Here is a 23995-nt window from a genome sequence, read left to right as displayed (position 1 = left end):
GTCAGACTCCCGCGGTGAATTCGGCGAATCGCCGCGCGATCTGCTCGGGGTATTCACCGTTGATCGCGTGCGACGCGTCCGGCCAGACCTCCACCTGCGCGCCGGGAATCAACCGTGCGGTGGCGGCGGCCTTCGCAGAGTCGTGCACGATGCTGCGGCCCGCGAACAGCGCGAGCGTCGGCACCGTGATGGCGCGCAACTGGTCCTCGGTCGGGCGCGCCAGCAGCGGCTGAGCGCCCCGGTAGTCCTTCATCCCGGACGCGATCAGCCGACCTTCCGGCACCGACTCGTCGACCGGGACACCACCGGAGATCCAGCTCAGGAGCTTGTTGCGCAGGCTCGCGGGCATCATCGGGATCGCGCTGCCGAGCGAGACGACGATCATCTTCCAGCTCAACGGCGCGAAGGTATTCGCCGGATCGAGCAAGGTGATCGAAGCGGCGCACTCGTGCCGGTGCAGCGCGGTCTGCACGGCCAGGTTCGCGCCGATGCTCACGCCGAGCAGATGCGCGCGCGGAACACCCAGTCCCGCAATTGTTTCCGCCACCCAGGCCGCCTGGTCGGTACCGTCGGTCAGCTCGCGCCGCTGGGTGCTCGCGCCCGGCTCGCCGATGCTGTCGACCGACCACACCGTGCGCTGCGCCATCAGGCTCGGCAGGTTCGACCTCCACATCGGTGTCGAGGCCTGGCGCCCCGACAGGAGCACGACGGGAATGTCGCCGCCGGGTCCGAATCGATACGCGCGGACCGGTCCGAAGGAGGTCGAGATCGCGCCCATCGCGTCGAGTTTCGGCAGCAGCGCCATGCCGTCCGTGTAGGCGGCGGCGAATCGATCGAAGCCCGGCCGATCGGCGAAGTAGCCGATCTTGCCCGTGGGTCGACCGATCGTGGGATCCAGGAACAACAACTCCTCGGCCATCGGGCGAGGATAACCCGCGCGACCGACCACGTTCCCCGACATCGCCTTGACCTCGGCGGTCCGCGTCGAACCCGACGATCGCGCGTATTCTCGGGCGGTGACGCCAGAACTCGCTCGAATACCGTTGCAGCCCAGTATGCCTCGGCGAACCGTCACTTTGCTGCGCGCATCGGAAGGTCATCGCAGCGCCGCCGCGACGGCTTTCGCCGAATCGGTGCGCGCGCACGTGCGGTGAGCTGCGCGACGCAGGGCTCAGCGCAGCAGGGCGACGATCGCGTCTTGGTCGAGGCGTTCGGCGTTCTGTAGCGCGGTGCGGCCGTCGGCGTCGCGGATCTGCGGGTCGGCACCCGCGGCGAGCAGTGCGGTGACGGTTTCCTGGTAGGGCTGCGAACCGTCGCCGTAGACGATCGCCTCCTGCAGTGCGGTCCACCGCGGTGTGTTCACATGGTTGACATCGACTCCCGCGGCGATCAGCATCCGCACGGTGCTCACATGCGCGTGCTCGCTCGCCGGGATGAGCGCCGTACCGCCGTAGCGGTTCACACTGCGCAGGTCCGCGCCGTGGCGCAGGGTCGCCGCGAGGATCTGGTCGAGGCCCTCGGCGCCGGCGTAGAGGTAAGCGGAGTCCTGGAGGTCGTCCTTGGCGTTCACATCAGCGCCCGCCTCGATCAGCGCCACCGCGGCCTCGCTCGCCTTGTTCTTGGTGGCGGCGACCAGTGGTGTGCGCCCGTTGTCGCCACGTGTCTCCAGGTCGGCGCCGCGGGCGATCAGGTCGCGGACCAGGGCGGTGTCATCGGCGACTGCCGCGTCGTAGAGGTCGTCGTCCAGTGCGTGATCGAGCTGCCGAGTCGGCGGTGCGGCGGACCCGTCTGACGTGACGACAGGTGAGGTTGCGGTCGCGGCCGGTGGTGCGGCGGTTTCCGGTGTTCCCGGGTCGGCGGAGCAGGCACCGACGCCCACCGCGAGAACCGCGAGCGCGAGCACGGCCGCGCGGGGGCCACGAGCTGTCGGGCGAGCCGTGTGCATAGGTGTCTCCTCTGGTCAGGTCACCCTCCACCGTGCCCACCCGGTCGCGCCACGTCCAGGACGCAGCGCCGATCACCACCATCGACACCGTCTATGTGCCGTGGTGCGGCGAGCTCCACCCGCCGTATCGGAAGCGAGCGGGATCGCGGTAACCGCCGGGTGAACAGCGCAGAACCATCGCCGGTGCGTATTGCCCTGTGCGACAACCGTGCCCAGACTGGGTGTCTGTTACAGAACGAGCCGAAGGATGCGCGATGCCGTTTCTGCTGATCTCCGGAGTCTTCGTCGCCAAAGGCGCACAGCCCGATGGTGATTCGGTGCGTTTCCGGCCCGACGACCCCGCCCTGTGGGACCGGGTGGGCGGTCCGCATCGGGTCAAGCGCAATGCCTCGGGGGCCGCGCAGTTGCGCCTGGACGGTATCGATTCGCTCGAAACGCACTACACGCCCCGGCACGGCACCCGCATGCATCAGCCGCTACCGCTTGCCCGTGCCGCCGCCGAGGAATTGCTGGCATGGCTGGGATTCACCGGCGTGGTGCGCAATGCGAGTGAGACGGTGACAAGCACCGACCAAGCCGACGTCCCCGGTTTCATCCTCACCCGCGGCGCCGATTTGCACGGGCGATGCGTCGCGTTCGCCGGGCGGGGGCCCGCCCCCGGCGCCTCGGGCAGCGAGACCTTCGTCGACGTCGCACTGCTGCGGCTCACCCTCAACCACCACCAACTGGCGACCGGTCTCGCCTACTCCACGTTCTATCGCAGCCTGTTCCCCGCCCTGCGCGAGGAGTTCGCCGCCGTCGCGAGTGCCGCCGCCGCGGCGGGGCTCGGGGTCTGGCCCGCCGACGCGACAACGACCGGTGCCACCCTGACCTCGCCGACTTCGCTGACCGACGACATCGTCCTGCTTCCGAAACTGTTCCGCCGCCTCGCCGACTATCTCGAACTCGGCGACGGCGACCTGTCGCTGGACGGCTTCCCCGCCTTCCTCGCCCAGGCGGCCGACCGGTTCTTCATCCTCTCGACCGGGCACTCCACCACCGGCCTGGACGCGATCACGGTGATCGACGGCGCGACGGTCCGCCTCACGCACCCGCCGACCGATCTGGTTTTCGACGAAAAGTAGGCGCCGACCCGTTGATCGACGCCATCTCCGGGTAACCCCGGAACATGACTACTCACGAGAACCGACAACTCGACGAGGTCATCGAGCGGTTGATCATCCGGTACCCGACCATCGCACCCGCTGAGCTCGCCAATATCGTGCACAACGTCTATGACGCGTTCGGCAAGGTGCACATCCGCGACTATGTTCCGTTGCTCGTCGAGCACCACGTGAAGGAAGAACTCGGCAGTCCGACAGGAGAGATCCCACCCATCCCGGATTGATCGGGCGGGCGGTCCCGCTAGCGTTGACGTAGACCACGCCAACCATGAGGAGGTCCGCATGCCAGACACCGTCCGCGGAGTCATCGCCCGCGCGAAGAACGCGCCGGTCGAAACCGTCGACATCGTGATTCCCGATCCGGGACCCCACGATGTGGTCGTCCGCGTCCAGGCTTGCGGGGTGTGCCACACCGACCTGCACTATCGCGAGGGCGGGATCAACGACGAGTTCCCGTTCCTGCTCGGTCACGAGGCCGCCGGTGTGGTCGAGTCCGTCGGCACCGCCGTGACCCATGTGGCCGAGGGTGACTTCGTCGTCCTCAACTGGCGCGCGGTCTGCGGCGAATGCCGAGCGTGTCGGCGCGGGCGCCCCTGGTACTGCTTCGACACCCACAACGCCAGCGTCCCGATGACGCTCACCGACGGCACACCGCTCACCCCGGCCCTCGGGGTCGGCGCGTTCGCCGACAAGACCCTCGTGCACGAAAGGCAGTGCACCAAGGTCGATTCCGAGACCGACCCAGCCGTCGCGGGTCTGCTCGGCTGTGGCGTGATGGCCGGGATCGGTGCCGCTATGAACACCGGGAATGTCTCGCGCGGTGACAGCGTCGCGGTGATCGGCTGTGGTGGCGTGGGCGACGCTGCCATCGCCGGTGCGCGCCTGGCCGGGGCCTCTACGATCATCGCCATCGACCGCGATCAGCGAAAGCTGGACTGGGCCAAAGACTTCGGTGCCACGCACACCATCGACGCGACCAGCGAAGACGTGGTCGAGCGAATCAAGGAACTCACCGGCGATTTCGGTGCCGATGTGGTGATCGACGCGGTCGGCCGCCCGGAAACCTGGCAGCAGGCGTTCTACGGGCGCGACCTGGCGGGCACGGTCGTCCTCGTCGGTGTCCCGACACCCGACATGAAGCTGGAGATGCCGCTCATCGACCTGTTCTCGCACGGTGGCGCGCTGAAATCCTCCTGGTACGGCGACTGCCTGCCCGAACGCGACTTCCCGATGCTCATCGATCTCTTCCGTCAGGGCCGATTGCCGCTCGACCGGTTCGTCACCGAGCGGATCGACATCGACGGGGTCGAGCAGGCGTTCACCGCGATGGCCGAGGGCAAGGTGCTGCGTTCGGTGGTGGTCTGGTGACCCGCATCGAAAGAGTCGTCACCTCGGGCACTTTCGCGCTCGACGGTGGCACCTGGGATGTCGACAACAATGTGTGGCTCATCGGTGACGACGACGAGGTGCTCGTCATCGATGCCGCCCATGACGCCGACGCCATCGCCGCGGCGGTCGGCGACCGTCGGGTCACCGCCATCCTGTGCACCCACGGCCACAACGACCATGTGACCGTCGCCCCGGAACTGGCGCAGCGCCTCGACGCGCCCGTCCTGCTCCACCCCGGCGACGAGCCACTCTGGCGTATGACCCACCCGAGCGCCGACTACCGCTCCCTGGCAGACACCGCGCGAATCACGGTGGCGGGCATCGATATCGACATCCTGCACACCCCCGGACACTCCCCCGGCTCGGTCTCCCTGCACATCCCCGACCTCGCGGCCCTGTTCACCGGCGACACCCTGTTCGCCGGTGGCCCCGGCGCCACCGGCCGCTCGTTCTCCGACTTCGACACGATCATCGATTCGATCCGGGACCGCCTGCTCACCCTCCCCGAGGAGACAACGGTTCACACCGGTCACGGCGACACCACCACCATCGGCACGGAGCGGCCCGCGCTCGCGGACTGGATCGCCCGCGGACACTGACCGCGCCGGGAACGGCTTCTCGCGCGTGGCTCGCTGATCAGCGGTGGGCGCGCGTGTAAGCGCGGGCGCCGAGCGCGATGGCCACCGGGCCGAGGAAGATCGCGATCGCCGCGCCGACGATGCCGTTTCCGGTGCCAGGGCCGCCGTCCGCGGTCGCGAAGCCGATCGCGCCGACGACAGCCGCGACCGCGCCCGCGCCGATCGCGATGAACGATCGGGCTGGATTTCCGGCGCGGACCACTGCCCAAATACCCACGAGCACGGCGGCCAGGCCGAGGAACGCGGCCGAAGTCGCGAAGAAACGGTCGGTCGTCATGCCGTAGGCGTCGGCAAGGGTGGTTGTCGCCGCGGCGGCGGGCGCGGCGGACAGGAGGATGAGTGCCGCGGTGACAGCGGCTGCGGTGAGCGGGCGGATGGACATGGGGTGCTCCTCGTCGTGCATAGACCTGATGCGGTCGGCGGTGAACCTGGCAGCCGTTGGTGGCGGCCTGCTGCGCACCGACTTGGTGTGGTCGGTTCTGGCAGGCCGGTCGACTGGTGGCGGCCGGTTCTGGTGGGACGGGTTCCATCGTCGACGGGAAAGCAGGTTGGGTCATCGTGCGGCGGTGGACAATTCGAGGTGACGCGGCCGCGGTATCGACTACCGCGAATGAGGCAGGTGCTGCGCGGATACCGCAGCCGTGGTAGTCCGTGGATCATCCGCACGCGGGATTCGCCCCAGCGGCTAGCGGGCTAGGGTTTCCGCATGGGCAGAACCGTCGACTGGGTGATCGCCGTCGGCGTTGGCACGGTGCTACTCGTCTCCGGGCTGAGCCGCGCGCATCCACCCACCGATCTCGACTGGCTCGGCCACGGACTGCTGGTCGCGGGCGGGCTGGCACTTGCCGTGCAACGCCGGGCACCGGTAGCGGTGCTGGTCGTGACCGGATTGTGCGCGCTGGGCTACCAGGCGCTCGGTTTCGAGGTGCCCGCCGTCGCCTTCCTGTTCGCGGTGTATTTCGCGGTCCGCGCGGGCCATCGAATGGTCGCCGTGCTGGTCTCGGTGGCCGTGCTCGCCGCCCTGCCCCTCGCGGCGCTGGTCTCCCTGCACGACACCACCCAAGCGCTCGCCCGCGCCCGCGACGCACTCGAGATCGCGTGGCTCATCGCGGCGGGCGCCGCCGGTGAAGCGCTACGCCAAGCCGAGCGGCGCGCCGACGAGGCCGAACGCACCAGGGAGGAGACCGCGCGACGGCGGGCCGACGAGGAACGCCTGCACATCGCGCGCGAGCTGCACGATTCACTCACCCACCAGATCTCGGTGATCAAGGTGCAGTCCGAAGCCGCTGTCCACGTGGCACGCAAACGGGGCGAAGAGGTCCCGGCAGCACTGCTGGCCATCCGGGAAGCCGGTCGCGAGGCGGCCCGCGAGCTGCGCGCGACCTTGGAAGCCCTGCGTGACGACGACACCTCGCCGCGTCCGGGCCTCGCCGACGTCCCCGATCTGGTGGAGCGCGTCCGCACCACGGGTTTGGCGGCGACTCTCACGATCGAGGGCACGCGCCAGAACGTGCCCATCGCTGTCGACCGGACCGTCTACCGGATCGTGCAGGAGTCACTCACCAACATCACCCGCCATGCCGCCGCCGCGACCGCCACGGTCCGAATCGATTACCGCACAGACAGTCTCGTCGTCGATATCGAAGACGACGGCACCGCGAACCCCACGGCCGCTCCGGTTCCGGGCGTCGGACTCCTCGGCATGCGCGAGCGGGTCACCGCTCTCGGCGGCCACCTCCACGCCGCACCACGAACCCGGGGCGGCTTCGCCGTGCACGCCGAATTGCCGGTGGACAGAACATGATTCGTGTCCTGCTCGTCGACGACCAGCCCCTCATCCGCAGCGGCTTCCGCGCGCTTCTCGACATCGAGGACGACATCGAAGTGGTCGCCGAAGCCGCCGACGGCCGCGAAGGTGTCGAGCTGGCCCGAACGCATCTGCCCGACATCGCTCTCATCGATATCCAGATGCCGGTGGTCGACGGCATCGAAGCCACCCGCCGTATCGCCGCCGACCCCGCCCTGTCCGGCGTTCACGTCGTCATCCTGACCAATTACGGTCTCGACGAGTACGTCTTCGACGCGTTACGAGCTGGTGCCGCAGGCTTTCTCGTCAAAGACATCGAACCGGAGGACTTCCTCCACGCCATCCGTGTAGCCGCCCGCGGCGACGCCCTGCTCGCACCTTCGATCACCCGCAGGCTGATCCACCGCTACGTCACCCAGCCCCGCACACCGAGCCCCGGCACCGCCCTCGACGAACTGACCACCCGCGAACGCGAGGCCGTCGTTCTCGTCGCGCAGGGCCTGTCCAACGACGAGATCGCCCGCCACATGGTGATCAGCCCGCACACCGCGAAAACCCATATCAACCGAGCGATGACCAAGCTCCACGCCCGCGACCGAGCCCAATTGGTCGTTCTCGCTTACGAATCCGGTCTGGTCCTCCCTCGAACCCCGTGAACCTCAGTCACGAAGTTCGGCCACGGACTCCTGGTAGGCCACGGCCGCGCGCGCGAAATAGTCGAAGAGCACTTCGCGCTGCGCCGGGGTATAGCTCGCGATGATCTCGCCGACCCGGCGCCGAGCGGTGGCCAGCACCTTGTCCAGCTCGGAAGGCTGATCGATCGGTTGGACGATGACCTTGCGCCGGTCGCTCGGGTCGGCACCGCGGCGCACGTATCCGGCCTGCTCGAGGCGGTCGACGAGACGGGTGGTCGGGCCGGTGGTGAGTCCGGTGCGAGTGCCGAGTTCCCCCGGTGTCATCGCGCCGTTCAGGTCGAGGATGTTCAGCGCGTAGAGGTCGGTCGCGTGCAGATCGACCGCCTTGGCGCCCGCCTGAGCATGCAGCACAACCGAACTCAGGTACCGGCGAAAGATCGCGCTCGGGTCGTCGTCGGGTGTCGACATACTTGCCTCTCACTTCGTCCACGCAGACACTTCGTCGTCAATGATAGATCTTGTCCCCACCTGCATCAGGGCTACAAGACCGTCCCGCGTCTGTTGTGATCGCGCTGCGCGCAACCCGTGAATCCGGCATCCTCCTGCGCGATCGTGGGTGAATGACTTCCACCGCCGCGCCATCGACCACCGATTCCGAGCTGGACGCCATCTTCGCCCCGATCTTCGACCGGATCGCCGCGGGCGCGGTCGAGCGGGAGGTCGACCGGCGGCTGCCGTTCGATGAGGTGGGCTGGCTGAAGCAGGCCAGGTTCGGGGCGTTGCGGGTGCCGGTCGAGTTCGGTGGGTACGGCGTGAGCGTGCGGCAGCTGTTCCGGCTGCTCGTCGACTTGGCCGCGGCCGAGTCGAATCTGCCGCAGGCGCTGCGGGTGCACTGGTCGTTCGTCGAAGATCAGGTCCTGGCGGAGGCGGGGCCGCAGCGGGAGCGATGGTTGCGGGCCGTGGCGGCGGGCACGCTCGTCGGCAATGCGATCACCGAACCGGGGGTCGGCGCGGTGGACCGGTATCGCACCCGGCTGACCCGCGACGGTGACCGGCTGCTGCTCAACGGGGTGAAGTACTACAGCACCGGATCGCTGTTCGCCGACCACATCCTGGTCGCCGCCGACAGTGCCGGTGAGCGGCTCGGCGTGCTGGTCGACGCGGATGCCGAAGGGGTTGTGCAACACGATGACTGGGACGGTTTCGGCCAGCGGCTCACCGCGAGCGGCACCACCGAGTTCACCGATGTCGTCGTGGCCGAGGACCGCGTCCTCGGCCCCGGTTACGGGGTCGCGGGCCCCACCTACGGCACCGCCTACCTGCAATTGGTGCAGCTCGCGGTGCTAGCGGGGATCGCCGCGCGCGCCGAACGCGATGCCAGGGAATGGGTGAGCGCGCGCACCCGCACCTACACCCACGCCGCCGCCGATCTGCCGCGCGAAGACCCCCTCGTCCAGCAGGTGATCGGCAAGCTGTCGGCGGCGGCGTTCACCGCGCGTGCGGCGGTGCTCGCCGTGGCGGATGTGCTCGACCGGGTACTCGACGCCGGGGCGAAGGACGAGAAGGATCTCGTGGCCACCGAATTAGCTGCCGCGCAAGCACAACTCGGGGTGATCGACATCGTGCTCGGCGCCACGACCCAACTGTTCGAACTCGGCGGAGCCTCGATCGTGTCCGAACAGCTGCGCCTGGATCGGCATTGGCGCAACGCCCGCACCATCTCGGTGCACAATCCCGCCATCTTCAAAGCTCGTGCGGTCGGCGACTACCTGCTCAACGGCACCGACCTGCCGTTCGGCTGGAGCGCGGGCGAGCGGAGCACCGGCACAACAGCTTCCGCGAATCCGGAGCCCGAGGATTCGAGCACTGGGCGTCCCGAGGCGGCGTCGCGATGAGCAGGCCGATCCGGTTCAATGCCTTCGACATGAACTGCGTCGCCCACCAGTCGCCGGGGCTGTGGCGTCATCCCGAGGATCAGTCGCACCGCTACACCGACCTCAGCTACTGGACCGAGCTGGCGAAACTCCTCGAGCGCGGGCGGTTCGACGGGATCTTCATAGCCGATGTCCTCGGCACCTACGACGTGTACGGCGGCAACGACATCGCCGCGCTGCGCCAAGGCGCGCAGACACCGGTCGCCGATCCGCTGCTGCTGGTGTCGGCGATGGCGGCGGTGACCGAGCACCTCGGTTTCGGGATCACCACCGGCACCGGTTTCGAGCATCCGTTTCCCTTCGCCCGCCGCCTGTCCACCCTCGACCACCTCACCAACGGCAGGCTCGGCTGGAATGTGGTGACCGGCTACTTACCTTCCGCGGCAAGAAATTTCGGTGACGACGACCAACTCGACCACGACGAACGCTACAACCGGACGAATACCTCGAGGTGCTCTACAAGCTCTGGGAAGGTTCGTGGGAGGACGACGCGGTGGTGCGCGATGCCGAACGCGGCATCTACACCGATCCGTCGAAGGTGCACCACATCGGCCACTTCGGCGAGCATTACACCGTGCCGGGGATCCATGTATCCGAACCGTCACCGCAGCGGACGCCGGTGATCTACCAGGCGGGCGCCTCACCGCGCGGGGTGAAGTTCGCGGCCGAGAACGCCGAGGCGATCTTCATCGCCGGTCCATCGAAACGGATACTGGCGCAGACGGTCTCGCGCGTCCGCGACGCGCTCGAGGCCGCCGGACGTGACCGGCACGCGGCCAGGATCTACGCGCTGGCCACCATCGTCACCGACGAGTCGGACGAGGCGGCGCGGGCCAAACGCGAGGAGTACCTGTCCTATGCGAGCGTCGAAGGCGGGCTCGTGTTCATGTCCGGGTGGATGGGAATCGACCTGTCGCAGTACGACCTCGACGACCCGATCGGCGACGTGCGCAGCAACGCCATCCAATCGGCGGTCGCGGCATTCCAGGAATTCGACGACGACGGCCGCGAATGGACGGTGCGCGATATCGGGCGCTGGGCGGGTATCGGCGGCATGGGCCCGGTGTTCACCGGCTCCGGCGAGACAGTCGCCGACCTGTTGCAGGAGTGGGTGGCCGACACCGACCTGGACGGGTTCAACCTCGCCTACGCGATCACGCCGGGGACCTTCGAAGACATTGTGCGCCATGTTGTTCCGGTGCTGACCGAACGTGGTGTCTACCGCACCGAGTACGAGCCGGGCACGTTGCGCAACGCCCTGTTCGGGGCCGGTGATCGGCTCCCGCCGGAACATCGCGGCACCAGCTATCGCCTCGGCGGTTCCCGTTCCACCGTGCTGCCACACTCGCAGTCGCGTCCCGAACCGGCGGTACAGGCTATTCGGATCGATTCCCGCTGATCGCAACACTCACCTTCGCGCGAACACGAGCGCACCATTCCGATATGACATCGCAGACTCCCGTTTCCCGCTCCACTCGTTCGGCCGCGGTAATCGGCGCCGGCCAAACCGGCGTCACTGCGGCGCTAGGTCTTCTCGACGCCGGTTTCACCGTGACCCTCTACAGCGACCGAGATCAACGCTCACTCCGTGACGACGTCCCCGCCACCGGCACCGCCCTCGAATTCGGCGAGACCCAGCAGGCCGAGGCGGCGCTCGGGCTCGACAGCTACACCGGGCGCGCGCCCCGCCACACCGGGCTCAGCGTGCGCATCGCCGGACCCGAGAACGCCGAACTGATCGCCTTCGACGGCACCTTCGACGGGTACGTCGGTGTCGCCGTCGACACCCGTCTCAAGGCCGACGAACGCCTCACCGCGTTCATCGAACGCGGCGGCGATTTCGTCGTCGGACCGGTCACCGCCGAATCCCTCGACACCATCGCCGCCGCCAACGAGCTCACCCTGGTCGCTACCGGCCGAGGTGGGCTGGCCGACCTGTTCCCGATCGACGAAGAGCGCACCGTCTACGACAAGCCGCAGCGCTCGCTGCTCACGGTCACCGTGACCGGCCTCGACTTCGACCCCGGCGTCTTCGCGCACCGCGGCCCGGCGGGCGGCGCGCACAGCCTGTTCTCCATCCTCGCCGAACAGGGCGAGGCCTGGTGGGGTCCGTACCTGCACAAGGACGTGGGCCCCAGCTGGGCGTTCCTGGGCTGGGCTCGGCCCGGCAGCGACTGGGAAACCCGGTTCGCCGCAGCCGATTCCGCCGAATCCGCGCTGCGGATCGTGAAAGACCTCTACCGCGACTACATCGACTGGGACCTGCCGGAAGTGCAGGCCACCCAGGTGATCGCCGAAGACCCCCACTCCTGGCTCAAAGGCGCGGTCCGACCGGTCGTGCGCGCCGGCGTGGGGCGCACCGCGGGCGGCCATCTCGTCGCCGCTCTCGGTGACACCGCGATCGCCTACGACCCGGTCGCGGGCCAGGGCGCGCAGAGCGGGCTGATCCAAGCACAGCGTCTGGTCGCGGCCGCCGCCGTGCACGACGGGCCGTTCGACGAGCAGTGGATCACCGACCGGTACGCCGCGTTCCTCGCCGCTCGCGGCGACGCCGCCGCCAAGGTGACCCGGCTGTTCCTCAGCGACCCCGAGTTCGCCGACATCGGCGGCCAGTTCTTCGCCACCGCCGCCGTCGACCCGAAGTTCGCCTCGGCATTGGTCGGCCTGCTGCACCGCCCACAGCCGTTCCTGCCGATCGACTCCCCCGCCGAGGCCGCTGCCTACATCACCGAGGTCACCGGGGTGGACGCGGCCGAGTTGCTGGCGAAATTCGCCCCGGCGGGCCGCTTCGAACGCTCGACATTCGCCCCGGCCACGGTCGGGTAAGGGCACCGGATCCGGTCGGCCGCGGCATCCACGCCCGCGGTCGGCCGGAGCTCGGGCTTCCACCAAGGGTGTACAGCGGCCACCCCCGGGGTTAGCTGGGTGATACCCGCGGGCACTATCCCCACCGGCACAGAGAGCGGATAGTCATAGTCATCCCCTATGACTTTCTCCCCTGTGAAGGAACGACCGCATGCAGCCCAGTTACGTGCACCACGTCAGGCACCAGGTTCACACCTACGGAGAGACCCGCTCCTACACCTACCTGCGTGAGGCCGGGCGCGAGCTCGTCGAGGAGATCGCCACCTACCGCGAACTCGATCGTGACGCCAGGGCGCTCGCCGCGTGGCTGGCCGACCGCCCGGAATCGGCGGAACCCGTCGTCCTGCTCTACCTCGACGGCATGGCTTTCCTGCGGGCCTTCCTCGGCTGCCTCTACGCGGGCGTCATCGCGGTTCCCGCGCCGCTGCCCCACGATGAGCGCAGCACCCGACGTGTCGCGGGCATCATCGCCGACTCCGGCGCCCGATTGGTTCTCACCACCGCCAACTTCCAGCCGATGATCGCGGCAGCGACCACCGCCGTCGTCGCGGCGACCGACGAAGAATACGGCGACCCCGACGCATGGCGGATGCCTGATATCGACACCGGGACCATCGCGTTCCTGCAGTACACGTCCGGCTCGACCGGCACACCGAAGGGCGTTGTGGTCACCCACGGCAACCTCCTGCACAACGAAGCCGCGATCTCCACCTCGATCGGGATCAGCGACGCCTCGACCGGCGTCACCTGGATCCCGCAATTTCACGACATGGGCCTGATCGGATCGCTGCTCGCCTCGATCTACGCCGGCGCGAACCTGGTCTTCATGTCGCCGACCACCTTCCTCAAACGCCCCGTGCGCTGGCTACAGACGATCGACAAGTACCGCGCCACCTGCACCGCCGCCCCGAACTTCGCCTATGAACTGATCACCAAACGCGTCACCGACGAGCAATTGGCCGCCCTCGACCTGTCCACCCTCGAAGTGGCGTTGTGCGGCGCCGAGCCGGTCCGCGAACGAACCATCGCCGCGGTGCGCGAACGGTTCGCACCCGCGGGGTGGCGCCCGACCGCTCTGCTGCCCGCCTACGGCCTTGCCGAAGCGACGCTGCTCGTCACCGCCGGACCGGTCGACGCACAGCCTGTCGTCACCGATGGGCCCGACAGCTTGCTGGTCGGTTGCGGACAGCCGGCGCGCGGTCTCACCGTCCGCATCGTCGACCCGCACACCGGGCAGCAGGCCGTCGACGACACCGTCGGCGAGATCTGGGTCCAGGGCGACAGCGTTGCCGCGGGCTACTGGAACCGGCCCGAGGAGACCCGCCACACCTTCGACGCGTACCTCGGCACCGAAGGGCCGTTCCTGCGCACCGGCGACCTCGGCATGCTGCGCGACGGCGAGCTGTTCGTCACCGGTCGGCTCAAGGACCTGCTGATCATCAACGGCCGAAACCTCTACCCGCAGGATGTCGAGGAACTGGTGGAGCAGTCGCACCCCGCGCTCACCACCGGCGTCGCCGTCTCCGTCGAAGCCGGTGGCCGGGAACGGCTCGTCGTCGTGCAGGGCATCAAGACAGCGCTGCTGCGCGGCACCACCCTCGCCGAACTGACCTCGACGATCAAGCTCGCGGTCGCCCGCGGTTTCGATGTCCCCGCACCCAGCGTCGTCCTCATCGAAAGCCGCTCCGTGCACCGCACCACGAGCGGCAAAGTCCAACGGGCCTCGATGCGCGAGGCCTTCCTCGACGACAGCATCGGGACCGTCCTGCACGAAGATCTCGAACCCGCCCTGAGCCGATCATCGACCGCCACCCGCTGAGGAGCCGAAACATGTTCGCCACCATCATCACCCATTCCACGACGATCCAGGACTGGCTCATCGAGCGCGTCGCCGACTACACCGAACGCGCACCGCACCAGGTGGACCCGACCATCCCGCTCGCCGAACTCGGCATGGACTCGGTGTCGGCGGTGGCCCTGTGCGGCGAGATCGAAGACCGGTGGATGCTCGACATCGACCCGACCCTGGTCTTCGAATACCCCACCATCGCGGCCATTTCCGCCCACCTCACCGCCGAAACCGCCGTCGCGGCATGACCGACATCGCTGTCGTCGGCCTCGACTGCCGCTTCCCCCACGCCGCCGACCCGGCGCAGTTGTGGCAGCTGTTGATCGAGGGCCGCGACGCGATCTCGGAAGTACCGTCGAGCCGCTGGAACGCCGACGACTTCCACGACCCGACCGGCGCACCCGGCACCATCAACACCCGCAGCGGCGGATTCATCGACGACGCCGACGCGTTCGACCACGAATTCTTCGGCATCACCTCCCACGAGGCCGAGGCGATGGACCCGCAACAACGCCTGCTGCTGCAGGCCACCTGGCGGGCCTTCGAGGACGCCACGCTCGATCCCCGCGCGCAATCCGGCTCGCGGACAGGGGTTTACGTCGGCGTGATGGCCAACGAATGGGCCAACCTGCAGATGAGCGACTACGCCGCGATCACCCCGCAGCACGGATCCGGCAACGGCTACTTCATGACCGCGAACCGGCTGTCCTACCAGTTCGACCTCGCGGGGCCGAGTATCGCGGTCGACACGGCCTGCTCGTCGTCGCTGGTCGCGGTCCATCTCGCGTGCGCTGCCCTGGCGGCGGGCGATTGCGACCAGGCCGTCGCGGGCGGTGTGAATCTCGTGCTGACCCCGGCCGTCGGCGTGTTCTACACCCAGGCTGGGCTGTCGGCGCCGGACGCGCGGTGTAAACCGTTCAGCGGCAACGCCGATGGGATCGTGCGTGGGGAAGGTGTCGCGGTGCTCGTCCTGCGGCGCCTGGCCGACGCCGAGGCCGCGGGGCTGCCGATCTACGCGGTGATCAAGGGCAGCGCGGTCAATTCCGACGGGCGCAGCAATGGCATCACCGCGCCGAACCGGTGGGCCCAGCAGAAGGTGATCGGCGAGGCGTATCAGCGGGCTGGAGTACGTGCCGATGACATCGATTTCATCGAGGCGCACGGCACCGGAACAGTTCTCGGCGACATGATCGAGGTCAAGGCGCTCGGCAAGCTGCATGCGAACAACCGGGCACGGCCCTGCGGAATCGGATCCATCAAGGGCAATCTCGGCCACACCGAGGGTGCCGCGGGCGTCGCCGGGCTCATCAAAGCCGTCCTCAGCCTGCACCACGGCGTGGTCCCGCCGTCGAGGTTCGCCGACCAGGAGAATCCGCGCCTGCAGATGGCGCAGCAAGGCCTGTGTCTGCTCGCCGACTCCATGTCCCTCGACGGACCCGCGCTCGGTGGGGTGAGCAGCTTCGGCCTCGGCGGCACGAATGTGCACATGGTGCTGGCGAGCGCCCGCACCACCGAGGCACCCGCGACGGCAGGGGCGGGGGTGCTCACCCTGTCGTCGGACAGCGAGGAAGGATTGCGGCGCAACGCGATTCGGCTTTCCGAATCATTGAAGTCGTCGCAGCACAACCGCTTCGACCAACTCTGCTGGACGAGCAATCAGGTCAAGTCGTCAGGCCGCCACCGGCTCGCCGTCGTCGCGCACGATCGCGACGAGGCAATCGCCCAGCTGAGCAACGGTTCGCTGTCCGGTGTCGCGCGGCCGGTCCGGGTCGGCTGGATGTTCACCGGCCAGGGGTCGCAATTCCCCGGTATGGGGCGGACTCTGCACGCGGCGAGCCACGGGTTCCGGCGCGCGCTCGAGCTGGTCGATACCGCCATGGCCGTCCACCTCGGCCGGTCGGTCCGGGAGCTGCTGCTCGACGAGCACGCCGACGTCGACCCCACCGAGCTCGCCCAACCGGCGATCTTCGCGATGGAATACGCCATCGCCAAGACGCTCGCCGACCTGGGCGTGCGGCCCGCGTGGCTGATCGGGCACAGCATCGGCGAATTCGCGGCCGCCGCGGTAGCGGGGGTCTTCGATGTCGATGACGCCTGCAAGCTGGTCACCGCGCGTGGGCGGCTGATGCAACGGCTGCCCGCGGGTGGCGCGATGCTGGCCGTGCGCTCCACCCCGGAGTCGATCGCGGACCTGCTCACCGCCGAACCCGCTGTGGTGCTCGCCGCCGTCAACGGCCCGCACGATCTCGTCCTCTCCGGCGACGCGGAGGCGCTCACCCGCATCCATTCGGCGCTGCGCACGCGTTCGGTGACCGCGAAGCCGCTCACCGTGTCACACGCGTTCCACAGTCCGCTGATGGCGCCGATGCTGGCCGAGTTCGAGGCCGTGGCCAGTACCTGCGCCTATCGCGCCGCCGCCCTGCCGATCTACTCGACCGTGCACGGCCGACCGCTCGACCCCGACGAGGTGATGGATGCCGAATACTGGACCGAACACGTCCGCGCCACAGTCCGTTTCGGCGAGGCCGTGAGCGCCGCGCTCGGCACGGACCCGACGCATCTCGTCGAGGTCGGGCCCCGCCGCGTACTCGCCGCGTCGGTGCGCCGGATCAACCCCGAACTCGACGCCCGCTACCTCTCGCCGAGCCCCGGCCCGGGTGCGACCGGCGAGGAACTCGCCGCGACCGTAGCGGCGCTCTACTGCGACGGTCTGGACCCCGAATGGAACGAACTCTACGAACCGGCACAGCGCGTGCGCCGGCGTCTGCCGGTGTACGAGTTCTCTGTCGCGCACAGATTCTGGGTGGAGCCACCCGCTGCCGGCGAAGTCGGTGCCTCGGCGCGCACACCGAGATCCGCACCGGCGCAAGCAGATACCGAGGGAACAATGATCGACCCACTGATCGCGCTCTTCCGTGAACAGAACGCGGTGCTGGCGAGCCTGTTGGCGGCACCTGCCGAAGCACGCGGCCCGCACCTCGCCACCGCCACCTCGCGCCACGATCTCGCCCCGGACGCGGTCGCGGGCATCGTCCGCGCGGAACTGGCCAGGGTGAGCGGATTTCCCGCCGACCGGCTCCACGACAACCGAACACTCGGTGACGGCCTCGGACTCGATTCGCTCATGCTGACCGACCTGTTCGCCGGTCTGACACGCAAACTCCCCGGCACGACCATCGACCCGGCCCACATCACGGGGACAACGACACTGGGCGACATCATCGCCCACCTCACCGGTCAGCTCACCGACTCGCCCACCGAGGCAACCGCGTCAGTGGCCTCTACGCCCGAAAACATCACTCCCACAGCCGAAGCCAGGCCGACCACCGTCACGCCCGAATACCGGATCGCCGACTTCGCCGAGGTGCGGGCAATCGCCGACCGGCTCGAAGGCGGCGAAGCGCTCGGCCTTGCCAATCCGTACTTCCTGATCAACGACGGCGTCACCAGGGATACCTCGTTCATCGGCGGCACCGAGGTCGTCAACTTCGCCAGCTACAACTACCTGGGGATGTCCGGTCACCCCGCGGTCGTCGCCGCCGTGCAAGACGCCGTGGCCCGCTACGGCAGCTCGGTCTCGGCCAGCCGCCTTCTCTCCGGTGAGAAGCCGATCCATCGTGAACTCGAGGCCGAACTGGCCGCCCTGCTCGGTACCGAGGACGCGATCGCGCTGGTCGGCGGCCACTCGACGAACGTGACCATCATCGGCCACCTCGTCGACGGGCAGGACCTGGTGATCCACGACAGCCTGGCCCACGACAGCATCCTGCAGGGCTGTCGGCTCTCCGGGGCGACCCGCAGACCGTTCCCCCACAACGACCACGCCGCCCTCGACGCGTTGCTGACCGAAATCCGCCACCAGTACCGCCGCGTCCTGATCCTCATCGAAGGCGTCTACAGCCAGGACGGTGACATCCCCGATCTGCCCGCGATCATCGAGATCAAGAAGAAGCACCGCGCGCTGCTGATGATCGACGAGGCGCACAGCGTGGGTGTGCTCGGCGAGACCGGCGGTGGCATCGGCGAATACTTCGGTGTCGACCGCGGCGACGTCGAACTGTGGTCCGGCACGATGTCGAAAGCGCTCGCGGGCTGCGGCGGCTATGTGGCGGGCAGCGCGGACCTGATCCGGTTTCTGAAGTACACCACCCCTGGCTTCGTCTACAGCGTCGGAATGACACCGATGAACGCCGCCGCGTCCTTGGCCGCGATGCGGCTGTTGCGTGCCGACCGCGAGCCACTCGACCGCCTGCGACGCAACTCGGAGCTCTTCCTTCGCCTTGCCCGCGAGGCGGGCATCAATACCGGCGACAGCCGCGACACCCCGATCATCCCGTGCATCGTCGGCGACTCGATGAAGACGCTGAAACTGTCCACCGCGCTACTGCGCCGCGGGATCAACGTCAATCCGATTCTGTACCCGGCCGTCCCGGAAGACCTGGCCCGGCTCCGCTTCTTCGTCACGGCCTGTCACACCGAGGATCAGATCCGCGACACCGTCACCGCCCTCGCCGAAGAACTCGCCCTGCTTTCCGCGCAGGACCTCGTCGACCGCTAGGCCCCGATCCAGTCCGCGTGGCCGACGAACCGGTCAGCTGGTCCAGTCGACTCGATCGGCCCGTCGCACCGGGCAACTGTAGCCACACCACGGCGAACATCCGACCAGTCTCACCCACCGCCGAGCTATGACTCAGGGGCGCGCCCGGTGCGCCGTTTGCCACAGCCGGGCCCAGTCGAATGCCGCGGCGGCGGGGCGCACTCCCGGCCTGTTCCTGGGTACTCGCACTCGCAAAGCCGCCGGTCGGATAGCGCACCGCACCGGAGTTTCGAGGAGCATGGATTCGCGGGGGGCGGCCCCCCCCCGCGACCGGGGGGGGGGGGGGGGCCGGCGCGCGGCGCGCCGCGGCCCGGGAGCCCCCCACCCGCCGCGGGTGGTAGCCGCCCCCCCAGGTTTGTGTGTTCGTTCTTGGTTCGGCGGTCCCCGGCGAGGGGGTTGGGGGGGGCGTGGGCTGGGACGGTCAGCTCGATCGCCGTGTCCTGCGACAGGCCGCGCAGGCTGGTCCGGCGCAACAAACCGACCGCTGCCCTGGTGCTGGTGACCGACAGCGTGACCGCGCCGAGGACACCGCGATCGAGCCGGACGCGATGGCTCAGTCCCGCCAGATCATTGCTGCCGTACGGGTTGTTGCTCACCAGGATCGCCTGTGGTCCCGCCACCGCGATCGCACCGATCCGGGCGACCAGTCTCGGGCCGCTGTGCCCGTTGAGCAGATCGGGAAGCAGCGCCAGCACCGTCGCGGTCTTGTCATCGCGGTAGGCCGGACTGCGCACGATCTCCGCGTACACCCCGAACGAGGCGTTGTTGACGAAGGGACGCCCGTTGACGGTGCCGAGGTCGACGCGCAACTCCACGCCGTCGCGCAGTGCGTCGAGCGACCGGGTGGGATCGGTGCGATCGAGTCCGAGGTCCATGGCGAAGTGGTTGCGGGTTCCGGCGCTGATCACCAGGAACGGCAGGTCGTGTTCGACCGCCACCGCCGCCACGAGGGCCTGGGTCCCGTCGCCGCCCGCGACCCCGAGCAGATCGGCCCCGTCCGCGACCGCCTTTTGGGCCAATGCGGTGACATCGATATCCTCTGGCCCTTCGAGTAGCGCGACCCGGGCCCCGAGTTCCTCGGCTTTGCGCACGAGGTCGTACTTCGACACCTTCCCGCCACCGGAACGCGGATTCATGATCAGGAACGGGCGCTGCGGTGGTGGAACGGAGTATTCGGGCATCGTCGAGTCCGAATCGCTGCCGCGAAGAGCGATCCGGGCGGCGCCGACGGTCACCACCGCGAGCACACCCGAAACCACAACGACCCACAGCAGATTCGCACGAACGAACGAGACCACGACGATGATCGGCGCGAGCAGCGCAACGCCGAGGGAGATCCACCGCAGTATTCCGAACCGGGTGACAAACGAGTAAAGCGCCGCCACCGCGACCACGACGCCGCCGGTACCGACGATGAGCAACGCCACGACACCGACGAAGCCCGCGGCGAGCACCGGCACCGCCGCCGCGACGGCCGCGGACACGAACGCCAGCCACGCCCACCAGCGTCGAGCGCGGCTACCGGTATCCGGGGTGTTCACGGAGGCCGATCACTTGGCGGTCGTCTTCGGCACGACATCTCCTGACTGGATTCAGCGTGGACGTCCACTCACCGTAGCCGCGTCGGCGAGCCGGACGGATCATCCTTTTCGGATGAGCCGCGCCGCCTACCCGAGACTTAGCTCAGCCTGCCCGGTCGATGCTGGAAATGCAGAAACCGTTCGCGGCATGGTCGAGGGTGAGGTCGACCGCCGACGTCGCACCGTCGGCACCGGTCACCGGCGCGCTGACGGTCACGACCGACCCGGTGGAGCCGCGGACCGTGAGCGCCTTGTCCTCGAAGCGCCGCACCCCGGACAGCGTGGTGCCCGGCTGAGCGCCGGTGCACAGCAGCGGGTAGTCCGGTTCGATGTCGGCCGGGTTCACCGGATCACCGACCACCCGGCTCAGATAGCGCTCGACGGTGTAGCGGGCCTGCTCGTCGGTGAGCCGGGTCGCCGATGGGTCGCCGACGATCGGGCAGCCGTAGACGGACCGTAACTCGCTGGGGCGCAGGCTGACCTGGAGCGTGTCGTTGCGCCAATACGGTCCGAACTCGCCGAGGGTGCCAGGGCGGCGCACCGCGTCGGTGATCTGCTCGACGTCGCCGTACATCCGGGGGATCTCGGCGGGCGACTGGGTCCAGCACTTGCGGATCAGCGCGCTCGTATCACCGGCGAGGACATCGTCGAGCCAGGGCCGCAAGACCGACGCCGCCTTCGGGCTGTTCGGGACGGCACCGATCTGCGCGACCTGCGTGGTCATCGGCGCGTCCACCCCGCCCCGATCCTTGGCGGTCAGCACGGCGAACGCGGTCACCCCGGCCACCACCGCCGCGCCACCGACCCCGAGCAGGATCTTCTTAGTTCGCGAGGTGCCGGGAGCACGCGGTTGCGGCGTTCGCGTCTCTCGATGCAGCACAGCGGTATCCCCCACCACCGGCCTGCCGGTGAGAGCAGCGATCGCCGCGTCCGCGAGCTCACCGCAGCCGGCATACCGGTCGTCCGGGTTCTTCGCCATCGCCCGCGCGATCACCGCGTCCAGTGCGAACGGCAGTGCCGGATTACCGGCCGACGGGCGCGGCGGTGGTTCGATCAGATGCGCGCTGATCAACGCGGCCGGACTCTCCCGCTGGAACGGAACGAACCCGGTGAGCAGCTCGTAGAGGGTGCCGCCGAGGGCGTACACATCGGTGCGCACGTCGAGCGGCTGCCCCTCGAGCTGTTCGGGCGCCGCGTACGCGAGCGTGCCGAGCACCGATCCCGCGGAGGTGAGACTGGTGGTCTCCCCCATACTGCGAGCGATTCCGAAGTCGGTGACCAATACTTCGTCGGTGCCGTCGTCGGCACGCGCGATCAGCAGGTTCGCCGGTTTGATATCGCGATGCAACAGCCCCTGCCGATGCGCGTAATCCAGCCCCTTGGCCGCCTCGGCGACGATGCGAACCGCTCGCTCCGGCGTGAGTACCGACAACCCCTGACGCAGCAACTGCGCCGCGTCGAGCCCGTCCACGAACTGCATCGCGATCCACAACCGATCGCCATCGACCCCCCGATCGAAGATCTGCACAACATTCGGATGCCGCAGCCGCGCAGCCAGATCGGCCTCCCGCTCGAACCGCGCCCGAAACGTCGGCTCCACCGCGAGCCGCGCATCGAGCACCTTCAGCGCGTCCCGGCGCGGCAACCGCGGATGCTGAGCCAGATACACCGCCCCCATCCCGCCACCACCGACCCTGCGCTCGATGCGGTACCCCGCAAGGATCGCCCCCGGTCCGAACTCCATCACAGCTCCTTCGCACCACCCACGTGACTGCGATCAGGCTATCCGCCCCTGCCCACCCCTGCCGCAACTCGGATTCGCGTGCGCCGGCTCAGCGATGACGTCGAACGACCGGCGCCGTCAGATCTCGGTGCGCTCGCCCCATTTCGCCATCCAGCTCGCGTTCTCCAGCGAGATGGTGTTCTCGCAGTCCGCGACGAACTCCGCCCACCGGACCTGGTCGGTCGGTGAGCCGTCGGTGCGCCACCGATCGAGCCGCCGTTGCAGGCGGTCCGCGGTGGCGAGATAGGCCATCACCAGGAAGTCGTAGCGCTTGCCCGCGAGGTAGGCCAGCAACGATCCGCTCAGCGTGGTCATGACCGCGACCCATGGCGCGATCCGGCCCGCCGCTTCCACGCCGAGGCCGGTGTTGATCGCGGCGACGATCGTGGCCGCGAGGCCGAGGCCGACGGCGCCGCGGCGCAGCCGGGACGCACGGATGCGGTAGCAGCGGGCAGCAGGCAGGTAGTAGTCATCGATCTGGGCCCGAACCCGGTCGCGGATGTACTCGTCGGGGCGCATCGATCGTGGCGCCCGGACGGCCTCGTCGCTGGGCTCGAGCAGCGGCAGCAGGTCCTCGGCCGTCTTCTCGATGCCATCGATATCGGCCAGCAATTGCCCGGACTGTTCGGGGTCGCCGGTGGCACGGAAGGTGATGATTCGTTGCTTGACTCCCTCGGAGACCGCCCGGGCCCGGACCCAGCGGCGGGTCGATTCCGCGGTCAGGTACTGGGCGGTGAGGTACGTCGCCACCGCCAGCGCCACCGCACCCGACAGCGCCACGATGCGGGTCGGCGTGCCCGCCGAGCGGAGGATCGTCGTGGTCGCGGCCGTGGCGATCGCACCCCAGCTGCCGAGGAGGAGAACCGCCAGGCGCGTTCGATCCAATCGGCGCTTCATCCGGGTAGCGGTGACCGACCAGCGAGTTCGCCGCTGCCAGAGGGTATTCAGAATGTCGTCGTCGGCCGTCATCGGCTACTCCTCCTCGTCGGCGATCGGTAGCCCCTCGCACAGCTCGATGTAGTCGATCTCCGAGGAGACCCAGTCCCGCCACGTCTCCCGGCTCATGTTGTGGGTCATCTTGGCGCAGAGTTGCTCGGGCGAGGCGGTCGGCACGGGCCATACCCGGATGGTCTCGTCAATGCTGGCCGAGATGACCCGAGAACCGTCGGGCGTGAAGTCGACAGCGGTGACGATCGCGCCGTGACCGACCAGAGCCGGACCGATCTGACTGTTTGTCTCCACATCCCACAGCCGCAACACATTATCGGTGCCGACGGTGACGAGCGTGCGGCCGTCCGGCGAGAATTGGACTCTGATGGCCGGGCCGTCCTGCACCATGGGAACGTCGACTTCCTGGCCGGTATCGGTGTTCCAGATGCGAACTAGTTTGTCTTCGTAGCCGACGGCGAGTAAGTGGCCGTCCGGGCTGAAGCTGGTGCTCCTGACCCACCCCTTCCCAACCATCGGCTGGCCGATCGGCCGGCCGGTGTCTGCGTCCCACAACCGCACCGAGTAGTCGGAGGCGCCGGTAGCGACGCGCCGACCGTCGTTGTCGATGGATACCGTCTGCACGGAGCCGTCGTCATGACTCAGTTCCGGTCCGATCGGCCGCATACTGGCCATGTCAAGAATCTGAGTAATACCTTCGGCTTTGATCACCATCCGGCGCCGCCCGGGATCGTGTGCGAGGTTGGTCGTTTCGGGCGGCAGGGGGGGGGGGGGCCCCCCGCCCGCGCCCCCCGCGGGCGCGCCAAAACCAAAATTACTTGGACGCGGCGCGCGGGGGGGGTCACACACACGGGACGGATAA

The 23995-nt window shown here is 68.6% G+C and carries 19 protein-coding genes and 1 pseudogene; 12 read left to right on the top strand and 8 right to left on the bottom strand.

Annotation, left to right across the window (positions count from 1 at the left end):
- Position 1 precedes the first annotated feature (1 nt).
- Both ACFWPX_RS13695 and ACFWPX_RS13690 read right to left on the bottom strand, forming a co-directional pair.
- Complete coding sequence (locus ACFWPX_RS13695; RefSeq protein WP_378927679.1) at positions 2-919, bottom strand: alpha/beta fold hydrolase; 918 nt, start codon at positions 917-919, stop codon at positions 2-4.
- 252 nt (positions 920-1171) lie between these two features.
- A complete protein-coding gene (locus ACFWPX_RS13690) occupies positions 1172-1945 on the bottom strand; it encodes an ankyrin repeat domain-containing protein (RefSeq protein WP_378927678.1) in 774 nt (257 codons plus the stop codon).
- Positions 1946-2199: 254 nt separating this feature from the next.
- Here ACFWPX_RS13690 and ACFWPX_RS13685 point away from each other — a divergent pair, with 254 nt between their 5' ends.
- From ACFWPX_RS13685 to ACFWPX_RS13670, 4 genes are read left to right on the top strand one after another with little or no spacing between them, the layout of a single operon-like run.
- Positions 2200-3069 carry a hypothetical protein gene (locus ACFWPX_RS13685; RefSeq protein ID WP_378927677.1) on the top strand — a complete coding sequence of 290 codons (870 nt, stop codon included), beginning with the start codon at positions 2200-2202 and terminating at the stop codon, positions 3067-3069.
- A 44-nt stretch (positions 3070-3113) separates the two neighbouring features.
- Positions 3114-3332, top strand: a complete 219-nt coding sequence (locus ACFWPX_RS13680) for a three-helix bundle dimerization domain-containing protein (RefSeq protein ID WP_378921163.1) — start codon at positions 3114-3116, stop codon at positions 3330-3332.
- Positions 3333-3390: 58 nt separating this feature from the next.
- Positions 3391-4476 carry an S-(hydroxymethyl)mycothiol dehydrogenase gene (locus ACFWPX_RS13675; protein ID WP_378927676.1) on the top strand — a complete coding sequence of 362 codons (1086 nt, stop codon included), beginning with the start codon at positions 3391-3393 and terminating at the stop codon, positions 4474-4476.
- Positions 4470-5096: an MBL fold metallo-hydrolase gene (locus ACFWPX_RS13670; RefSeq protein WP_378927821.1), complete on the top strand. Its 627-nt coding sequence runs from the start codon at positions 4470-4472 to the stop codon at positions 5094-5096. The genes ACFWPX_RS13675 and ACFWPX_RS13670 overlap by 7 nt, the downstream gene beginning before the upstream one ends.
- Before the next feature lie 37 nt (positions 5097-5133).
- Here the strand turns inward: ACFWPX_RS13670 and ACFWPX_RS13665 are convergent, their stop codons facing one another.
- On the bottom strand, positions 5134-5517 hold the full coding sequence (locus tag ACFWPX_RS13665) for a DUF6223 family protein (protein ID WP_378927675.1): 384 nt from the start codon (positions 5515-5517) through the stop codon (positions 5134-5136).
- A 324-nt stretch (positions 5518-5841) separates the two neighbouring features.
- Between ACFWPX_RS13665 and ACFWPX_RS13660 the strand changes: the two genes are divergently transcribed.
- On the top strand, positions 5842-6939 hold the full coding sequence (locus ACFWPX_RS13660) for a sensor histidine kinase (RefSeq protein WP_378927674.1): 1098 nt from the start codon (positions 5842-5844) through the stop codon (positions 6937-6939).
- On the top strand, positions 6936-7598 hold the full coding sequence (locus ACFWPX_RS13655) for a response regulator (protein WP_378927673.1): 663 nt from the start codon (positions 6936-6938) through the stop codon (positions 7596-7598). Before ACFWPX_RS13660 ends, ACFWPX_RS13655 begins: the two co-directional genes overlap by 4 nt.
- 3 nt (positions 7599-7601) lie before the next feature.
- On the opposite strand, the gene ACFWPX_RS13650 is transcribed toward ACFWPX_RS13655, so the two are convergent.
- The gene (locus tag ACFWPX_RS13650; RefSeq protein ID WP_378927672.1) at positions 7602-8045 is read right to left on the bottom strand and encodes a MarR family winged helix-turn-helix transcriptional regulator; all 444 of its coding nucleotides are present in this window, start codon (positions 8043-8045) and stop codon (positions 7602-7604) included.
- Between the two features lie 152 nt (positions 8046-8197).
- Between ACFWPX_RS13650 and ACFWPX_RS13645 the strand changes: the two genes are divergently transcribed.
- The 6 genes and pseudogenes from ACFWPX_RS13645 to ACFWPX_RS13620 all read left to right on the top strand — a co-directional run bounded on the left by ACFWPX_RS13645 (position 8198) and on the right by ACFWPX_RS13620 (position 18783).
- The gene (locus tag ACFWPX_RS13645) at positions 8198-9472 is read left to right on the top strand and encodes an acyl-CoA dehydrogenase family protein (protein ID WP_378927671.1); all 1275 of its coding nucleotides are present in this window, start codon (positions 8198-8200) and stop codon (positions 9470-9472) included.
- Positions 9469-10910: pseudogene (locus ACFWPX_RS13640) on the top strand (LLM class flavin-dependent oxidoreductase). The gene ACFWPX_RS13645 and the pseudogene ACFWPX_RS13640 overlap by 4 nt, the downstream one beginning before the upstream one ends.
- A 44-nt stretch (positions 10911-10954) precedes the next feature.
- Positions 10955-12337, top strand: coding sequence for a styrene monooxygenase/indole monooxygenase family protein (locus ACFWPX_RS13635; RefSeq protein ID WP_378927670.1), 1383 nt, complete (start codon positions 10955-10957; stop codon positions 12335-12337).
- Between the two features lie 190 nt (positions 12338-12527).
- Positions 12528-14195, top strand: coding sequence for a fatty acyl-AMP ligase (locus tag ACFWPX_RS13630; RefSeq protein ID WP_378927669.1), 1668 nt, complete (start codon positions 12528-12530; stop codon positions 14193-14195).
- Positions 14196-14206: 11 nt separating this feature from the next.
- Entirely contained in the window at positions 14207-14473 is a 267-nt protein-coding gene (locus ACFWPX_RS13625; protein ID WP_378921144.1) for an acyl carrier protein, read from the top strand.
- Positions 14470-18783: a type I polyketide synthase gene (locus tag ACFWPX_RS13620; protein ID WP_378927668.1), complete on the top strand. Its 4314-nt coding sequence runs from the start codon at positions 14470-14472 to the stop codon at positions 18781-18783. The genes ACFWPX_RS13625 and ACFWPX_RS13620 overlap by 4 nt, the downstream gene beginning before the upstream one ends.
- 125 nt (positions 18784-18908) lie before the next feature.
- On the opposite strand, the gene ACFWPX_RS13615 is transcribed toward ACFWPX_RS13620, so the two are convergent.
- From ACFWPX_RS13615 to ACFWPX_RS13600, 4 genes are all read right to left on the bottom strand, one after another.
- On the bottom strand, positions 18909-20315 hold the full coding sequence (locus tag ACFWPX_RS13615) for a diacylglycerol/lipid kinase family protein (protein WP_378927820.1): 1407 nt from the start codon (positions 20313-20315) through the stop codon (positions 18909-18911).
- Positions 20316-20505: 190 nt separating this feature from the next.
- Positions 20506-22146, bottom strand: coding sequence for a serine/threonine-protein kinase (locus ACFWPX_RS13610; RefSeq protein WP_378927667.1), 1641 nt, complete (start codon positions 22144-22146; stop codon positions 20506-20508).
- Positions 22147-22263: 117 nt separating this feature from the next.
- Entirely contained in the window at positions 22264-23154 is an 891-nt protein-coding gene (locus ACFWPX_RS13605) for a DUF4231 domain-containing protein (RefSeq protein ID WP_378927666.1), read from the bottom strand.
- 3 nt (positions 23155-23157) lie between these two features.
- Entirely contained in the window at positions 23158-23847 is a 690-nt protein-coding gene (locus ACFWPX_RS13600) for a WD40 repeat domain-containing protein (RefSeq protein WP_378927665.1), read from the bottom strand.
- Positions 23848-23995: the final 148 nt, after the last annotated feature.

Source organism: Nocardia sp. NPDC058518, assembly GCF_042719655.1.
GTDB lineage: Bacteria > Actinomycetota > Actinomycetes > Mycobacteriales > Mycobacteriaceae > Nocardia.
Note: the sequence above shows the minus strand (reverse complement) of the source record. Positions and strands in the feature narration are given on the sequence as shown.

Excerpts from the sequence above, each read along its gene's own strand:
- ACFWPX_RS13695 (WP_378927679.1), bottom strand. The coding sequence starts at position 919 with ATGGCCGAGGAGTTGTTGTTCCTGGATCCCACGATCGGTCGACCCACG.
- ACFWPX_RS13690 (WP_378927678.1), bottom strand. The coding sequence starts at position 1,945 with ATGCACACGGCTCGCCCGACAGCTCGTGGCCCCCGCGCGGCCGTGCTC.
- ACFWPX_RS13685 (WP_378927677.1), top strand. The coding sequence starts at position 2,200 with ATGCCGTTTCTGCTGATCTCCGGAGTCTTCGTCGCCAAAGGCGCACAG.
- ACFWPX_RS13680 (WP_378921163.1), top strand. The coding sequence starts at position 3,114 with ATGACTACTCACGAGAACCGACAACTCGACGAGGTCATCGAGCGGTTG.
- ACFWPX_RS13675 (WP_378927676.1), top strand. The coding sequence starts at position 3,391 with ATGCCAGACACCGTCCGCGGAGTCATCGCCCGCGCGAAGAACGCGCCG.
- ACFWPX_RS13665 (WP_378927675.1), bottom strand. The coding sequence starts at position 5,517 with ATGTCCATCCGCCCGCTCACCGCAGCCGCTGTCACCGCGGCACTCATC.
- ACFWPX_RS13660 (WP_378927674.1), top strand. The coding sequence starts at position 5,842 with ATGGGCAGAACCGTCGACTGGGTGATCGCCGTCGGCGTTGGCACGGTG.
- ACFWPX_RS13655 (WP_378927673.1), top strand. The coding sequence starts at position 6,936 with ATGATTCGTGTCCTGCTCGTCGACGACCAGCCCCTCATCCGCAGCGGC.
- ACFWPX_RS13650 (WP_378927672.1), bottom strand. The coding sequence starts at position 8,045 with ATGTCGACACCCGACGACGACCCGAGCGCGATCTTTCGCCGGTACCTG.
- ACFWPX_RS13645 (WP_378927671.1), top strand. The coding sequence starts at position 8,198 with ATGACTTCCACCGCCGCGCCATCGACCACCGATTCCGAGCTGGACGCC.
- ACFWPX_RS13635 (WP_378927670.1), top strand. The coding sequence starts at position 10,955 with ATGACATCGCAGACTCCCGTTTCCCGCTCCACTCGTTCGGCCGCGGTA.
- ACFWPX_RS13630 (WP_378927669.1), top strand. The coding sequence starts at position 12,528 with ATGCAGCCCAGTTACGTGCACCACGTCAGGCACCAGGTTCACACCTAC.
- ACFWPX_RS13625 (WP_378921144.1), top strand. The coding sequence starts at position 14,207 with ATGTTCGCCACCATCATCACCCATTCCACGACGATCCAGGACTGGCTC.
- ACFWPX_RS13620 (WP_378927668.1), top strand. The coding sequence starts at position 14,470 with ATGACCGACATCGCTGTCGTCGGCCTCGACTGCCGCTTCCCCCACGCC.
- ACFWPX_RS13610 (WP_378927667.1), bottom strand. The coding sequence starts at position 22,146 with ATGGAGTTCGGACCGGGGGCGATCCTTGCGGGGTACCGCATCGAGCGC.
- ACFWPX_RS13605 (WP_378927666.1), bottom strand. The coding sequence starts at position 23,154 with ATGACGGCCGACGACGACATTCTGAATACCCTCTGGCAGCGGCGAACT.
- ACFWPX_RS13600 (WP_378927665.1), bottom strand. The coding sequence starts at position 23,847 with ATGGTGATCAAAGCCGAAGGTATTACTCAGATTCTTGACATGGCCAGT.